At 39.8% G+C, this 15,297-nt stretch carries 12 protein-coding genes; 5 read left to right on the top strand and 7 right to left on the bottom strand.

Features of this window, described 5'->3' with window-relative positions; genetic code table 11:
* Window positions 1-21: 21 nt before the first annotated feature.
* Both B3317_RS14305 and B3317_RS14300 read left to right on the top strand, forming a co-directional pair.
* On the top strand, window positions 22-891 hold the full coding sequence (locus tag B3317_RS14305) for an AraC family transcriptional regulator (RefSeq protein WP_291112781.1): 870 nt from the start codon (window positions 22-24) through the stop codon (window positions 889-891).
* Window positions 892-979: 88 nt separating this feature from the next.
* Window positions 980-1,363 (top strand): YybH family protein, encoded by a 384-nt coding sequence (locus B3317_RS14300; protein WP_291112779.1) that lies wholly within the window; start codon window positions 980-982, stop codon window positions 1,361-1,363.
* A 7-nt stretch (window positions 1,364-1,370) separates the two neighbouring features.
* On the opposite strand, the gene B3317_RS14295 is transcribed toward B3317_RS14300, so the two are convergent.
* Together B3317_RS14295 and B3317_RS14290 are read right to left on the bottom strand one after the other, a co-directional pair.
* The gene (locus B3317_RS14295; protein WP_291112777.1) at window positions 1,371-1,721 is read right to left on the bottom strand and encodes a MerR family transcriptional regulator; all 351 of its coding nucleotides are present in this window, start codon (window positions 1,719-1,721) and stop codon (window positions 1,371-1,373) included.
* Window positions 1,722-1,778: 57 nt separating this feature from the next.
* A complete protein-coding gene (locus B3317_RS14290) occupies window positions 1,779-2,750 on the bottom strand; it encodes a M23 family metallopeptidase (RefSeq protein ID WP_291112775.1) in 972 nt (323 codons plus the stop codon).
* Window positions 2,751-2,936: 186 nt separating this feature from the next.
* Here B3317_RS14290 and alaS point away from each other — a divergent pair, with 186 nt between their 5' ends.
* Window positions 2,937-5,555 (top strand): alanine--tRNA ligase, encoded by a 2,619-nt coding sequence (alaS, locus tag B3317_RS14285; protein WP_291112773.1) that lies wholly within the window; start codon window positions 2,937-2,939, stop codon window positions 5,553-5,555.
* Window positions 5,556-5,991: 436 nt separating this feature from the next.
* Here alaS and B3317_RS14280 read toward each other — a convergent pair whose 3' ends face one another.
* The gene (locus B3317_RS14280) at window positions 5,992-7,455 is read right to left on the bottom strand and encodes a sodium:solute symporter (protein WP_291112771.1); all 1,464 of its coding nucleotides are present in this window, start codon (window positions 7,453-7,455) and stop codon (window positions 5,992-5,994) included.
* A gap of 273 nt (window positions 7,456-7,728) precedes the next feature.
* Here B3317_RS14280 and B3317_RS14275 point away from each other — a divergent pair, with 273 nt between their 5' ends.
* Window positions 7,729-9,261 carry a Do family serine endopeptidase gene (locus B3317_RS14275; RefSeq protein WP_291112769.1) on the top strand — a complete coding sequence of 511 codons (1,533 nt, stop codon included), beginning with the start codon at window positions 7,729-7,731 and terminating at the stop codon, window positions 9,259-9,261.
* A 232-nt stretch (window positions 9,262-9,493) separates the two neighbouring features.
* Window positions 9,494-10,354 (top strand): sigma-70 family RNA polymerase sigma factor, encoded by an 861-nt coding sequence (locus B3317_RS14270; protein WP_006797564.1) that lies wholly within the window; start codon window positions 9,494-9,496, stop codon window positions 10,352-10,354.
* A gap of 77 nt (window positions 10,355-10,431) precedes the next feature.
* Here the strand turns inward: B3317_RS14270 and B3317_RS14265 are convergent, their stop codons facing one another.
* The 4 genes from B3317_RS14265 to mtaB all read right to left on the bottom strand — a co-directional run bounded on the left by B3317_RS14265 (window position 10,432) and on the right by mtaB (window position 14,565).
* Window positions 10,432-11,058 (bottom strand): DUF4294 domain-containing protein, encoded by a 627-nt coding sequence (locus B3317_RS14265; protein WP_291112766.1) that lies wholly within the window; start codon window positions 11,056-11,058, stop codon window positions 10,432-10,434.
* 259 nt (window positions 11,059-11,317) lie between these two features.
* The gene (locus B3317_RS14260; RefSeq protein ID WP_291112763.1) at window positions 11,318-12,346 is read right to left on the bottom strand and encodes a glycosyltransferase family 2 protein; all 1,029 of its coding nucleotides are present in this window, start codon (window positions 12,344-12,346) and stop codon (window positions 11,318-11,320) included.
* Window positions 12,343-13,251, bottom strand: a complete 909-nt coding sequence (locus B3317_RS14255) for a lysophospholipid acyltransferase family protein (protein WP_291112761.1) — start codon at window positions 13,249-13,251, stop codon at window positions 12,343-12,345. The genes B3317_RS14260 and B3317_RS14255 overlap by 4 nt, the downstream gene beginning before the upstream one ends.
* Before the next feature lie 3 nt (window positions 13,252-13,254).
* Window positions 13,255-14,565, bottom strand: a complete 1,311-nt coding sequence (gene mtaB, locus B3317_RS14250) for a tRNA (N(6)-L-threonylcarbamoyladenosine(37)-C(2))-methylthiotransferase MtaB (RefSeq protein WP_291112759.1) — start codon at window positions 14,563-14,565, stop codon at window positions 13,255-13,257.
* Between the last annotated feature and the right edge of the window lie 732 nt (window positions 14,566-15,297).

Below are 15,297 nucleotides of genomic sequence, written 5' to 3'. Positions count from 1 at the left end.
GTCATTAAAAATGTATATCCTATGCATCGGATCAAACAATACGCCTTCCACAAAACCAAATATGGCGAAGAGCTGTTAATTGATGTTGTCCGGCTAAAGGATATAAAGAAATATCTGAAAGAGGATGCAATCCATAGGTTGGGATACTATGACATTACCCTGATTACAGATGGCTATGGCAAGTTTAAAATTGATGAAAAAGAATATTATGTACGGGAAGGGGATATCATATTCTCCTCGCCCAATCAGATACGCTGGTGGGACATCGATAATATTACAGACGGTTACGCCCTCATATTTGAAAAAGAATTTCTGCTCACCTTCTTTAATGATCCTGATTTTCTGGAGCACTTATCATATTTCAAAAGCTCGTATGCTTTTAATAAATTAAGTCTTAAAGAAGAATCCGCGCACATTATCCGGCTGATAAATGAGATCAAACAGGAAATAGACTCTTATAAAGAAAAAGATAAGCATATACTAAGAGCGTTACTATATCAGATACTGAAATCACTGGACAGAATTTATATCCTTAGAAATTCATCTTCCGGTAATACCGAAAATGTAAAAAACAGACATGCCGACACTTTTATAAAACTTGTAGACATCGGATATAAGCAAAACCATTCTATCCGTCATTATGCAGACAAACTCTGTATTACTCCAAATTATCTGAACGAACTGATAAAATCGGCAATGGGGATTAGCGCCAAACAAGTTATTCAGAATAAGCTTATACAAGAAGCAAAAAAAATGCTCTTATACACATCCGATTCCATATCAGATATAGCTGCGTCTCTCAATTACGAAAATACATCATACTTTATCCGTTTTTTCAGGAAACAAACAGGCCATACACCTTTACAATACCGAAATACCAATAAACCATAAAAAGTGCTATTTTCCCCATCATATGCATTACCAGCATTCTACAGCGAGATAATACCTTTGTAATGAAATAATTTAAATCATTACAAACATGAATTACAAAAACATCGCAACAAAGATTATCGCACTGGAAACAGCCGCATTAGAGAAATGGAACAACGGTAATCCGTCGGGCTATCTGGAGCTATACACGCCGGACTTCTCTTATTTCGACCCTTTTCTGGAGAAAAGATCGGATGGCTTCGATAAAATAGAAACTCTTTACGAGGAAATGAGAGGTAAGGTGCTGGTAGATAAGTATGAAATGATCGAACCTATGGTACAGGCTACAGATGAAATGGCGGTCTTAACTTATAATCTGCTATCATACACAGGGGAAACGGTATATAAGTGGAACTGTACTGAGGTTTATAAGTTAGTAGCAAATGAATGGAAGATTATCCATAATCACTGGTCTTTTATAAAACCGGTATAGAACGTTTTCAGTCAAGGGTATTATCGAACTCACGCTCCAGGTCTTCCAGTTCCTTCTTTATCTGTTCCAGTTTCTGTATGACCTGTACCTTACGTGTTTCCTCATCTTTTCTTTGTTTCAAAGTCTGACGGGCGCCCTCCAGGGTCAGCCCTTTTTCTTTTACAAGATGATATACGACTGCAATATCTTCAATATTCTTCCTGGTATATTGGCGGGCACCCCCATCTGTCTTGCGTGGATTGATTATACCAAATTCGGTCTCCCAAAAACGAAGTAATGATTCATTTACACCAAAGTGGGCTGCAACCTCTTTGATGGAATAGTACAAACGATTACTATTTTCTAAATCAATCTTCATATTTTAGCCGATAGCTCTTAGCTTTTTTTACTGTTTACTGCTAACTGTTAACTGACATCAATCCATTACCTGTCCGTGGTTAGCGGCTATCTGCAACATCTTGTCATACTCTTCCGGAGATAAGTCCATAAAGTAATACTTTGCCGGATTGTCGGGAACACCCCTTACATGAACCTCGTAGTGAAGATGCGGGCCGGTAGACTTTCCGGTATTCCCTACTTCACCGATTTGTTCCCCACGCGTAACCTTCTGTCCATAACGCACTTTATAATCATTCAAATGCGCATATAAAGTCTCATAGCCATAACCATGGTCAACTATAATACACTTACCATAACCTTGTTTCCAGTCGGCAAGGGTAACCACCCCATCACCCGTGACATATACGGGAGTACCTATATTGGATGCAAAGTCCATTCCCGCATGGAAACGGGCTGTTCCGTAAATAGGATCTATACGCGTACCATACCCTGACGCTATCTGTTTCAGAAATTTATCAGGAACCGGCTGAATGCTTGGTATATGTTTAAGACGGTCTTTTTGATTTTTTGCCATACTCAGTACTTCATCGAAAGAATTCGACTGAATATAGATCTGTTTCGAAATATAGTCGATCTTCTTCGTTGTCTGAATAATAAGCTCCGGACTGGACAATTCCGTCAGATAATCATATCTGCCCGGGGCTCCCACTCCCGATGTCCTGATAGATGTAGGAATAGGATCGGCATGGAAAATAGCCCTGTACAGATTATCGTCTCGTTGTTGTATATCCCTCAGAACTTTAGACATCTCGTCGGCCCGCTTCGACAATACTTCGTACTGTGTAAGTATGAGCTGATTCTCTTTTTTCTGAGCTTCTCCCCAAGGGGTACCAAAGAAATAAACAAACGCTATCAAGGCTCCTATCCCAACCACTATGCCCGATATTAAATGACGGAAAACGGTGAAAACTTTATCCTTCATGCTAGGATAAATCCGTTCATATGTGAGAGTTTGCGGATTGTAACGATAGTATACTTTTCGCTTCATTTTTAGTACTTCTCTGATATTTTGTTTAGAGAGTTCGACAAAAGTAAAGTTTTTGAACTATTTTTGCAAATTGAAATTATTAATATAAATATGCTAATATGAAAATGTGCCAATATGCCAATATTATAAGTTATCAGGTAGAATAAATCGGCACATCGGCATATTATAAATTGACTCATTAAAACTATGATGACTTCTAAAGAAATTCGTGACTCTTTCAAATCTTTCTTTGCTTCCAAAGGACACCAGATAGTACCGTCAGCCCCGATGGTTATCAAGGATGACCCTACTCTGATGTTTACAAACGCGGGTATGAACCAGTTCAAAGACATTATTCTGGGAAATGCGCCTATCAAATATCCACGTGTGGCGGACTCACAGAAATGCCTTCGTGTTAGCGGCAAGCATAACGACCTTGAAGAAGTCGGCCACGATACATATCACCATACGATGTTCGAAATGCTTGGCAACTGGTCTTTTGGCGACTATTTCAAAAAAGAGGCTATAGAATGGGCATGGGAATATCTGACTAAAGTTATCAAGCTGGATAAAAACCGTTTATATGTAACGGTATTCGAAGGCAGTCCCGAAGAAGGCCTGTCGCGCGACGACGAAGCTGCCGGATACTGGGAGCAATACCTATCCAAAGACCGCATTATAAACGGAAATAAGAAAGACAATTTCTGGGAAATGGGAGATACCGGACCGTGTGGCCCATGTTCGGAAATACATATAGATTTACGTCCCGACGAAGAACGCGCAAAGGTTGACGCACTGACCCTTGTAAATGAAAGCCATCCGCAAGTGATTGAAATATGGAATCTTGTATTCATGCAATTTAACCGTAAAGCTGACAAATCACTGGAACCGCTACCTGCAAAAGTAATTGACACAGGTATGGGATTCGAACGGCTTTGCATGGCAGTACAGGGGAGAACTTCCAATTATGATACAGATGTATTCCAGACTATTATAAAAGCTATCGGCGAGTTAACCGGAAGCTCTTATGGGCAGAATGAAAAACAAGACATCGCTATGCGTGTCATTGCCGACCATATCCGGACCATCGCGTTCTCAATTACCGACGGTCAATTACCTTCGAATGCTAAAGCTGGTTATGTAATCCGGCGTATTCTCCGCCGTGCCGTTCGCTATGGATATACATTCCTCGACCAGCATAAGGCGTTTATGTACAGGCTCATTTCTGCCCTGATAGAGACAATGGGCGATGCTTATCCGGAACTTATCCAACAACAAACGCTGATTGAGAAAGTGATAAAGGAAGAAGAAGAATCATTCCTGCGTACACTTGAGACAGGGATTAAATTACTCGAGAAGCAAATATCCGAAACAAAAGCGAAGAATGAAACACAACTGCATGGCGCCGACGCTTTTACACTATACGACACATTCGGCTTCCCACTCGACCTCACAGAGCTTATCCTTCGCGAAAACGGTATGACCGTAGACAACGAAGGGTTTAAGGCGGAGATGCAGAAGCAAAAAGACCGTGCGCGTAATGCCGCCGCAGTGGAAACCGGCGACTGGGTAGTACTGAAAGAAGGCGATCAGGAATTCTTAGGATACGACTTTACAGAATGTGAAACGGAAATACTCCGCTACCGGAAAGTAAAACAAAAGAATCATGAATTTTACCAGATAGTGCTTAACCGCACACCTTTCTATGCCGAAATGGGCGGACAGGTCGGTGACAGCGGCTGGCTGATACACGACGATGAGAAAATAGAAATCACTGATACAAAACGTGAGAACAATCTGGCGGTTCATCTCTCTTCTAAATTGCCCGAAGATGTGACAGCTACATTTATCGCACGCATCAACACGAAGAACCGTACCGCTACTGAGTGTAATCATACCGCGACACACTTATTGCACGAAGGCCTTCGCGAAATACTGGGAAGCCATGTGGAACAGAAAGGTTCATATGTATCTCCAGGTGTTCTGCGTTTCGACTTCTCACATTTCCAGAAACTGACGGATAAGGAGATCCGTAAAGTGGAACGGTTTGTAACAGCAAAAATACGCGAAGATATTTCCCGCGATGAGAAACGCCATGTTCCTATCTCCGAAGCCAAGGCAATGGGAGCGATGGCCCTGTTTGGTGAAAAATACGGTGACGATGTACGTGTTATACGTTTCGGTGATTCCGTAGAGCTTTGCGGGGGTACACATATTTCATCTACAGGCCGTATCGGTTCATTCCGCATTGTGAATGAAAGCTCTATTGCAGCCGGCATACGCCGCATAGAGGCTATTACAGCCGAGGCATGTGAAAACTACTTCTATACACAACAGGATGTATTGACCGAAGTGAGATCATTCTTCAACAATACGCCAAATCTGACTCAGGCTCTCCAGAAATTCCTCGAAGAAAATTCAGAACTTAAAAAACAGGTGGATGAATACGTCAAGGAAAAAATCGTTCAGGTAAAGGACGCTTTAATAAAGAAAAAACAGGTTATCAACGGTATAGATGTATATTCTTTAGCCGGACCATTCCCTGCTGATATTGCAAAAGATATAGCATTCCAAATCAGGAGCCAGTTCCCTGTCAATTCAATTTTCGTTGGGGCTACCCAATATGAAAATAAGCCGATGCTTACATTGATGATTAGTGACGATCTGGTGAAGGATCACGAACTGAATGCTTCTCAGATAATCCGTGATGCAGCTAAACATATCCAAGGCGGCGGAGGCGGGCAACCTCATTTTGCTACCGCAGGAGGAAAGAATTTGGAAGGTCTGTCGAATGCATTGCATGAGATTATGGAAAACATAAAGTGAGATTTATTCTATTAAATAGTTATTAGGAGGGTGTGTCAAAAGTATTTTTCACTTTCTTTTTGTCATGTTGAACGGAGTGAAACATCTCGTTTCTCAGGGTCGAGATCCTTCGTTGCACTCAGGATGACAAAGAGAATAGCAATTTGATAGTACAATTTGGCTTTTGACACACCCTCCTACTTATTTTATATTTGCATTGAGAAAAGTAAAAAGGTTTATCTATATAATAAGATTAAAGACAGTGATAATCTTGTCGTTCTTTGAAATCATTTATCAATTATAAGATTGCAGAAAAGTAACACCGGAAAAATATGTAAAAAGGTGTTACCTTTGTTACCTTTTAATAAGTAATAAGGACTAAGTTGAAAGACCTGCATTTCTGTTAACTGCTAACTGTTTACTGTTAACTGTAAATAGTGTTACTTTTGTTACCTTTTCAATTCAAGCCAACTTTAATCTCATTACCCTTTTTTGACAAGAGGAATAATCCGGCTGCGGTCAGTAAACCATTCAGAAGAAGTATCTCATACCCCACCCTATATTCCAGAGTATGCAGTAAAGTATATTCTAAGGCATAACTTAACAGAGGAGCAAGAATACAAACAACAGGGACAAACCTGTCCTTTATATTTATCTTTGTAAACAGACCGAAAAAGAATAGTCCCAGCAAAGGTCCGTAAGTATATGACGCCGCTTTATAAATAGTATCTAATATACTCGTCTGATTTATATGGTCAATAAAGAGGATAGCCAGTAAAAATACAATACAGACAAGCAGATGCACCTTAGCCCTTATCTTCTTCGCCTCTTTAGCCTCCTTCTTCTCCACATCCAGCAGATCGATACATACCGAGGTCGTAAGAGACGTTAGTGCAGAATCGGCATTGGAAAACGATGCGGCTATAATACCAATGGTAAAACAAATCAGCACAGGCATTCCTAAATATTCAGTTGCTAACATTGGCAATATCTGGTCCGGATTATCCGGAAGCGTAATCCCATATTGAGATGCAAATGCAAGTAATAATATACCCAGCGACAGAAACAAGTAATTCATGGGAATAAAGCCAAATCCGTAACTGACCATATTCTTCTGGGCATCTTTAAGTGTCTTGCATGTCAGGTTTTTCTGCATCATATTCTGATCCAGACCCGTCATGACTATAACAATAAGAATACCGCTAAAAAACTGCTTAAAGAAGTTTTGCTTCGACACCCAGTCATCAAAAACAAAGATGCGGCTATGCCTGCTACTCTGAATAGTATCAGCAACCTGCAAAATATCGAGCCCCATTTTCGAAGCCACCTGCCAGATGATAAGGCCCAATGCTGCCAGCAGGCATATAGTTTGCAGGGCATCGGTCCAGACGATTGTCTTCATCCCGCTCCGATGCGTGTAAGTCCATATCAGGACTACAATAACGATAACCGTCACATAAAACGGTACATGCCACTGATCGAAAACCAATGTCTGTAGAATCAATACGATCAAATATAATTTAGAGGCCGCTCCTACAATTCGCGATAATATAAAGAATGACGCCCCTGTTTTATATGAGAACAGGCCAAAACGCTGTTGCAAGTAGCCATAAATAGAAGTCAGATTTAGTTTATAGTATAAAGGTAATAGCACAAAGGCCACAATGAGATAACCGGGAAAAAAGCCCAGAACCATCTGCATATATGTCATATCGAATTGTCCCACCATCCCGGGAACAGAGACAAATGTGACTCCCGAAATAGAATCTCCGAGCATGCCTATAGCAACAATATACCAGGGAGATTTTTTGTTTCCAAGGAAGAATGCGTCATTATTGCTGTCTTTTGTACTCACAATGTGAGATATCAGCAAAAGTACCGCAAAATATACAGCTATAATAACCAGGATAGAAGTTCCCATATATCTAATTAGCTCTTAAGATCAGACAAAAATCCGCATCCTTAATTTGCGCGCAAATATACGATTTTTCAAAAGATTGTCATCTTTAACTTCAGAACATTTACGTTAAACTGACAAAAAGTCCGACCGAATTGTTAAAATTGCAATAAAGATTTTCGTCTCGGTTAAAAGTGTTAAAAAATGAAGTTACCCCGTACTAAGTGTACACTTTTTGTGTTTACATTTGAAATAAAAATAAAGTGAATTAATAAACAATTTAAACGATACTTGCATATGAAAAAATTTTGGAAGAATATTTCAACCTATGTTGTGGTTGCATTAGTGAGTATAGGAGCTACATATGGTATGTATAGCTTCATGGACTACAAAAGAGGATACAGCGCTGCTGATACTTATAATTATGGAACCGAATTTGATCAAAAAGGCGTGCATCTGGCAAGCCTGACAGCTGACGGTTATCCTGATTTTACAAAAGCTGCAGAAAATTCTATTCATGCGGTAGTGCACATCAAATCTACAGTTAAAGCACAAGCTTCGCAAGGCCAGGGACGCCAACGGATGATCGACCCATTCGAATATTTCTTCGGATTCGGTGACCGTGGGGGACAGGGTTACGGACAACCTCAGCCAAGTGTCGGCTTTGGCTCGGGTGTTATAATCTCCGCCGACGGGTTTATAATCACCAATAATCACGTTATCGACAAAGCCGACGAAATAGAAGTTACTTTGAACGACAACAGTAAATACACTGCAAAACTGGTCGGAACAGACCCTGTTACCGATATAGCATTACTAAAGGTAGAAGGTAAAGAATTTCCATATATCCCATTCGGTAATTCCGATAATCTGAAAGTTGGTGAGTGGGTATTGGCAGTAGGAAACCCTTTCAATCTGACATCCACCGTTACAGCCGGTATAGTTAGTGCCAAAGGTCGCGGTAACATAAGTGGAGGTAACCGGGGGGGAGTAGATATGAGTATTCAATCATATATACAAACCGACGCTGCCATCAACCGGGGAAACAGTGGAGGTGCATTAGTTAATACCAATGGCGAACTAATAGGAATCAATACTGCTATTTACTCTCAGACCGGGGACTTTTCCGGATATGGATTTGCCGTACCTATTTCAATTGCCGGAAAAGTAGTAGCCGACATCAAAGAATACGGAACTGTGCAACGTGCTGTTCTTGGCGTACAGATAGGTGAAGTCGCTGCAGCAAAAGAAGCTGATCCAGAAAAGACAAAGAACCTGAAAATAAATGAGGGCGCTTATGTTGGTGGATTCGCTGATATGAGCCCGGCTAAACAGGCCGGAATAGAAGAAGGCGATGTTATCACAGCGGTAAACGGCGTAGAGGTAAAAACAGTAAGCGAATTACAGGAACAAGTAAACAGATTCCGTCCGGGAGACAAAGTTAAAGTAGATGTAGTACGCGGAGCTTCAACCAAGACATTCGACGTAACTCTCAAAAACAGCGCCGGTAGCACTTCCGTTGTGAAGAAAGAAGACGGTATAGCCAGTGTGGGAGCTGCATTCAAAGACCTTACTCCCGAAAAGAAGAAAGCTTTGGGCGTTAGCTATGGTGTAGAAGTAGCCGGCGTAGATAATAGCGGTAAGTTCCACAAAGAAGGTATAGCCAAAGGATTTATTATACAGAAAATAAACAATCAGCCTGTATCTTCGGCCAGCGAAGTGGAACGCATCATCACCGCTACGGCCAACAGTCAGGATAAGGCGCTATTCATAACCGGAATAACAGCTAACGGATCAAGAAAATATTATGCCGTGGATCTGAGCGAGTAACATTAACTTAACAAATATCAAATAACGCTTAAGTAAAAACTAAATATCTTGCTTAAGCGTTATTTATTTGTATATAACTTAGATATAAACTTTAAGTAAGTAAGCAAGAACAACAATTGAGTATTATTAACTAAAGCTATCTGACATTAAGCCCAAACAGATAGCCATATATAGCATTATTTTTACTATATTTGCAGACATTTTTGGGACATTTTAACATATATACTTATATATGAGGCAGTTAAAGATTACAAAGTCAATTACAAACCGTGAGAGTGCATCTCTGGACAAGTATTTGCAAGAAATTGGTCGTGAAGACCTGATTACAGTCGAGGAAGAAGTAGAATTAGCCCAAGCCATAAAAAAAGGTGACAGGGCTGCGCTTGAGAAACTTACAAGGGCCAACCTTAGATTTGTCGTATCTGTTGCAAAACAATACCAGAATCAGGGGCTAAGCTTACCCGACTTAATCAACGAGGGAAATCTGGGACTTATCAAAGCTGCAGAAAAATTCGACGAAACCAGAGGGTTTAAATTTATCAGTTACGCGGTATGGTGGATTCGCCAATCTATATTGCAGGCATTAGCAGAACAGTCGCGTATCGTACGCCTTCCGCTCAACCAAGTGGGTTCACTGAACAAAATCAGTAAAGCCTTCTCCAAATTCGAGCAGGAAAACGAACGCAAACCGTCTGCAGAAGAACTTGCCGAGCAATTAGACATACCCGTTGATAAAATCGCCGATTCGCTGAAAGTTTCCGGACGACACATTTCTATGGACGCACCTTTTGTTGAAGGTGAGGATAACAGCTTGCTGGATGTACTTGTAAATGACGATGCCCCAATTGCTGACCGTACGTTGATAAACGAATCGCTGCAACAAGAAATCGAGCGCGCATTATCAACATTGACAGAAAGAGAAAGTGAAATTATCAAAATGTTCTTCGGTATCGGATATCAGGAAATGACCCTGGAAGAAATTGGTGATAAATTCCAACTCACACGTGAACGTGTACGTCAAATCAAGGAAAAAGCAATTAAGCGTCTGCGTCAGAATTCACGAAGCAAATTATTAAAAAGCTACTTAGGTTAAAAGGTTCTTAACCGAAAGTTCAAAGGATAAGGAGAGTAAGGAAAGTTACTCTCTTTTTATTTTGTCAGGTCTGAATATTATCTGAATCCGTGATAATTACGGGCGTAATTATAGTCGATAGTACCCTGTTCTATCTGGATAACAATAGCTTCTATTGATGCATCCTTATCACTAGGGTCATATTTAGTTTTCAGACTATTGCCAAAAAGCCCTGCAAAAGCGTTATACACCCCTGCTTTGAAACTGCCGACAAGGGCTTTTACAATATTGTATGAAGGAGTGTTACATTCCCGGTCTATAAGCTTTACCAATATCTTACCCTGATTCTTGGTCATCTTTTTCATCTTAGGCTTATACTCATCCATCATGTACTTTTGCACATCTTCCAGATATTTTTGCTTGGCCTTTTCGGTAGGCAAAGTTTCCATATATTCGTAGGTCTCTATGATGGAGTATGCGATTGTTTTGGCATAAGGATATGCAATTTTCACATCCCGCACCAATTTGGAATATTCCTGCCTCTCCTTATTGTTTTTAAATTTGATTTGTGCAAAAATATAGACAGGTTTCAGATTCACAACGGCAATAGTATCGCCTTCATATATAGCTGCTATATCTATATACGTTTTGGGTTTCTCTTCCTGCGACCTGACCGATATAGAAAGAAGCAGGAGTAAACATAGTACAGATAAAACCCTTTTCATATTTCATTGAATAAAAACATTCAAATATACAAGAAAAATAAACAGAGAAATCATTTTTAGAATAAATTAAGCTCGCAGGTGTTTCATTTTACATCAGAATATAACAGTGACAGATATTGCTGTTTTTCGTCATATGGTATGGTATATCATTTTTTCAAAGAACGGTGAGCCTGTACAAAAGTTATACGCTCACAACCATAGATAAAGATTCTCCGAAAAAACGCACACAAACAATCCTGATATGCAGAATAATTATAAGTCAATTAAAACCCTGTAATTTAGAGAAGATCCTCACCCATTTCAGGTAATATGCAGCAAGAATACTTTTCGGGTAAATGGCTTCGATCTCCTCCGTCACCCTCTTTTGCAAGTTCTCGAGACGCGCCTGACGATATAACCTTCTGTTATCATAAAAGTCTTTATGCGCCCGGATAACCTCTTTTGCATTGGCATACTTTCCTGTTAGAGTAAATTGAATGGCTGCGATATAATCAAGAATAAGACGGACTGACATCACCCTCTTCAATTTTTCCTGTGGCAGATTCTTATAAAGCATAATCAGATTGTTGCGAAAGTTGAGAAAAGTCTTGCGCGGACTTTCTTTCTTCAATGTAGCAGCGCCTACATGATAGACAACCGACGAGGGCAGGCAAACAATCCGCTTTCCGCGGCAATTCAAACGCCAGCAAAGATCAATTTCTTCCATATGAGCGAAAAACGATGCATCAAAGCCTCCAGCTTCAAAAAAATCTTTGGAGCGGATAAACAAACATGCCCCGGTAGCCCAAAGCACATCAATCGGGTTATCATATTGTCCCTTATCTTCCTCCACATGCATAAAAATACGCCCTCGGCAAAAAGGATAACCATATTTATCGAGAAATCCCCCTGACGCGCCGGCATACTCAAAGTACGCTTTATTTCTCTGAGCCAATATTTTAGGCTGGGCAGCAACTATATCTTTATTGCTATCCAAATAATCTATTATTGGCAACAACCAGCCGTCAGTCACTTCAACATCCGAATTGAGCAGGACATAATATTCGGCATTCACCTCCTGTAAAGCCTTGTTATATCCACCTGCAAAGCCGTAATTCCCGGATAAGGCTATTCTGGAAATTTGGGGATATACAGCTTGAAGAAAAGCAATAGAATCATCAGTAGAACCATTATCGGCCACGACCAGTTCCACATCGGCATGTGTAGAGTATCGTATTACGGAAGGCAGGAATTGCTCTAAAAGCACCTTACCATTCCAGTTAAGAATAACAACTGCTACTTTTTTCATTTATGTTGTTGCATTGCTTCTACTTCTTCACGTGTCCGTTTCCAACGTTTATGAGTCCAGAGCCAGTAAGCAGGATTGCGAAGAATCGTTTTCTCCATAGCCCTGATATATGTTTCGGTAATATGATTTTCGGGATCTTCCTTCGCATCATCTGTAATCAGGCGAACGGTAGCCTTATAATGGCCTCTCTTTATTTTCTCCATATCCAGATAAACAACTGCAAAACCGGTTTGCTTTGCAATGCGCTCAACTCCGGTAAATACCGGTGTTTCCTGATTAAGAAAAGGTGTCCAGTAATGAATATTCCTCCATGCAGGCGTTTGGTCTGCCATAAAACCGATTAAGGTCTGTTTACCTTCGTTCCGGAGTTTTACAATTACCCGGAATGTATCTTGTTTAGAAATAGCCAGAGAACCAAAGCGGCTCCGTATCTTGAGAAACAGATCATCCATCGCTTTATTTTTCAATGGCTTGTATATCTCACCCAGAATTTTACCCTCTTGCTTAAAAACCAGATTTATAGATGTAACCCATTCCCAGTTACAATAATGCCCGAGATACATCAGGGCAGAATTTCCATCTTTCATTAATTCTTTGATTTGCTCCACATTTTCAAACTGCATTCGCTTTTGCATTTCTCCATCAGATATATACAACAGTTTCAATGTTTCAACAAAATAATCACAAAAGTGATGATAGAACTCCCTCTCTATGGTCAATCTTTCCTGTTTAGTCTTCTCCGGAAAGCTGGCTTCCAGATTGTGCCTGACTACTTTTAAACGATAACCGGCTACTTTATAGACGAAAAAATAAAGTATATCGGATAGTACATACAATACCCTGAACGGCAAAAGGGCATGTAAATACATCCATACATATAGTATATAATATAACAGTCTGCTCATTTCTTAATTTTCTACCAGTGCTGTTTTTACTTTATTAAAGTCTCCTAAGGTAACTATTTTTATTTCATTTGCCTTACTTGCCTGATAAGACGTCTCTATTTTCACATAGTTCTCGGTAAATCCATACATCATATTATCATGTTGCGCATGCTCAAATAACACCTTGCGCTGCGTACCCTGCTGCGACTGGTAAAATGCTTGCAGTTTACTATCCGATAAATCCAGCAAAACCTTGCAACGGGCATGTTTTGTTTTCGGGTCCACCTCGTGTTCTATCTTCAATGCTTGTGTATTCGGGCGTTCAGAATATGTAAAGACATGAAGCTGAGAAAAATCAAGACCTTCCAGAAACTGCCTGGTTTCTTCGAAGTATTCATCCGTTTCTCCCCTTGTACCTACAATTACATCCACCCCGATAAAAGCATCAGGCATAATTTCTTTAATTTTTTCCACTTTGTGGCGAAACAGTGCCGTATCATACCGGCGGCGCATCAGCTTCAATACAGCATCAGAGCCTGATTGCAGCGGAATATGGAAATGCGGTGCAAAACGTTTCGATTTTGACACAAAATCTATAATTTCATCTGTCAGCAAATTAGGTTCAATAGATGATATGCGGTAACGCTCGATACCCTCCACCTCGTCTAATGCCTTTATCAGATCAAAAAATGTCTCTCCTGTTGTACGCCCGAAATCACCGATATTCACTCCTGTAAGCACAATTTCTTTTCCTCCTTTTGCCGACACTTCCTGCGCCTGCTTTACCATACTTTCAATCGTACCATTACGGCTGCGCCCACGGGCAAAAGGTATGGTACAGAAAGAACAGAAATAATCACATCCGTCCTGCACTTTCAGAAAGTAGCGGGTACGGTCGTCTTGCGAACAGGAAGGTACAAAGGACTTTATTTTATTTGTTTTCGATGTATGTACTACTCCCTTGTCTTTCTTCTTCAACTCATCCAGATAAGCGACTACATCAAGTTTCTGCTCCGAGCCTAATACAATATCGACACCTTCAATACCGGCTATATCCTCAGGCTTGAGCTGAGCATAACAACCGGTCACGATTACATATGCCCCAGGATTCTCCTTAATTAATTTACGGACAGCCTGACGACATTTTTTATCAGCAAATTCGGTAACCGAACAAGTATTTATCACACATATCTCCGCAATTTCCCCTTCTCTTGCTCTGCGTACACCCACCTGGGAGAGTTGCTTCCCGATAGCAGATGTTTCGGCAAAATTCAATTTACATCCTAATGTAAGATAGGCTGCTTTTTTATTTTCAAATATCGAATTATCTATCATTGTATTTAGTTTTAGCTGACAGGTTCCCTCTATCAGCCCCAGTAATGTATTTCTAAAACTATAAAAACCTTATATAAACAAAGTAACAGGTTTGAATTACAAATCACCTACACATTTAACTATTATCCGACCAAAACCCTTATTAAATTAACCTTATTTCACAATATACAGTTAAAAGGTAACAAAAGTAACAGAAATCAATTAATAATTAAAAATGAACAATTAATTAAGCTGTAAGGTGTAAAATCAACTCATCATTCATAATTTATCACCCTCCGTCATTTTTGCGTTTATTAACCATATATTGTTAAAAAGTAACAGAGGTAACACATATGTCAGTCAACAGTGAACAGTGAACAGTCATCAGTCATCAGTCAACAACTTGTATCTCGAGTCTCGTCTACTCGTACCTCTTCACTTATTACTTAAAACTCATTACTTGTTAAAAAGTAACAAAAGTAACACGAAATACAGCCTTTTTATTATTACTTTTTCCAACTTTCAAAGAACTATAAATTAAACATCCGAAAATATCAGGCTGTTTACTACATAGATAAAATTCCGGAGAAATCATACATTCATCTGACATTAAACTACATAGCACCAGATTCGAATGAATCCGTAATTTAAAAGAGTACAAAATTACAACAATTGTCGCAATTTTAGTGATAAAATACTTGTAGAATATAAGGAGACTATTTATTTTTGCACAAATTCACCTAAAATGAGCAA

The organism is Dysgonomonas sp. UBA7710 (genome assembly GCF_002482385.1).
Lineage (GTDB): Bacteria > Bacteroidota > Bacteroidia > Bacteroidales > Dysgonomonadaceae > Dysgonomonas.
This window is presented reverse-complemented; position numbering and strand designations above follow the sequence as displayed.

Excerpts from the sequence above, each read along its gene's own strand:
- B3317_RS14305 (WP_291112781.1), top strand. The coding sequence starts at position 22 with ATGCATCGGATCAAACAATACGCCTTCCACAAAACCAAATATGGCGAA.
- B3317_RS14300 (WP_291112779.1), top strand. The coding sequence starts at position 980 with ATGAATTACAAAAACATCGCAACAAAGATTATCGCACTGGAAACAGCC.
- B3317_RS14295 (WP_291112777.1), bottom strand. The coding sequence starts at position 1,721 with ATGAAGATTGATTTAGAAAATAGTAATCGTTTGTACTATTCCATCAAA.
- B3317_RS14290 (WP_291112775.1), bottom strand. The coding sequence starts at position 2,750 with ATGAAGCGAAAAGTATACTATCGTTACAATCCGCAAACTCTCACATAT.
- alaS (WP_291112773.1), top strand. The coding sequence starts at position 2,937 with ATGATGACTTCTAAAGAAATTCGTGACTCTTTCAAATCTTTCTTTGCT.
- B3317_RS14280 (WP_291112771.1), bottom strand. The coding sequence starts at position 7,455 with ATGGGAACTTCTATCCTGGTTATTATAGCTGTATATTTTGCGGTACTT.
- B3317_RS14275 (WP_291112769.1), top strand. The coding sequence starts at position 7,729 with ATGAAAAAATTTTGGAAGAATATTTCAACCTATGTTGTGGTTGCATTA.
- B3317_RS14270 (WP_006797564.1), top strand. The coding sequence starts at position 9,494 with ATGAGGCAGTTAAAGATTACAAAGTCAATTACAAACCGTGAGAGTGCA.
- B3317_RS14265 (WP_291112766.1), bottom strand. The coding sequence starts at position 11,058 with ATGAAAAGGGTTTTATCTGTACTATGTTTACTCCTGCTTCTTTCTATA.
- B3317_RS14260 (WP_291112763.1), bottom strand. The coding sequence starts at position 12,346 with ATGAAAAAAGTAGCAGTTGTTATTCTTAACTGGAATGGTAAGGTGCTT.
- B3317_RS14255 (WP_291112761.1), bottom strand. The coding sequence starts at position 13,251 with ATGAGCAGACTGTTATATTATATACTATATGTATGGATGTATTTACAT.
- mtaB (WP_291112759.1), bottom strand. The coding sequence starts at position 14,565 with ATGATAGATAATTCGATATTTGAAAATAAAAAAGCAGCCTATCTTACA.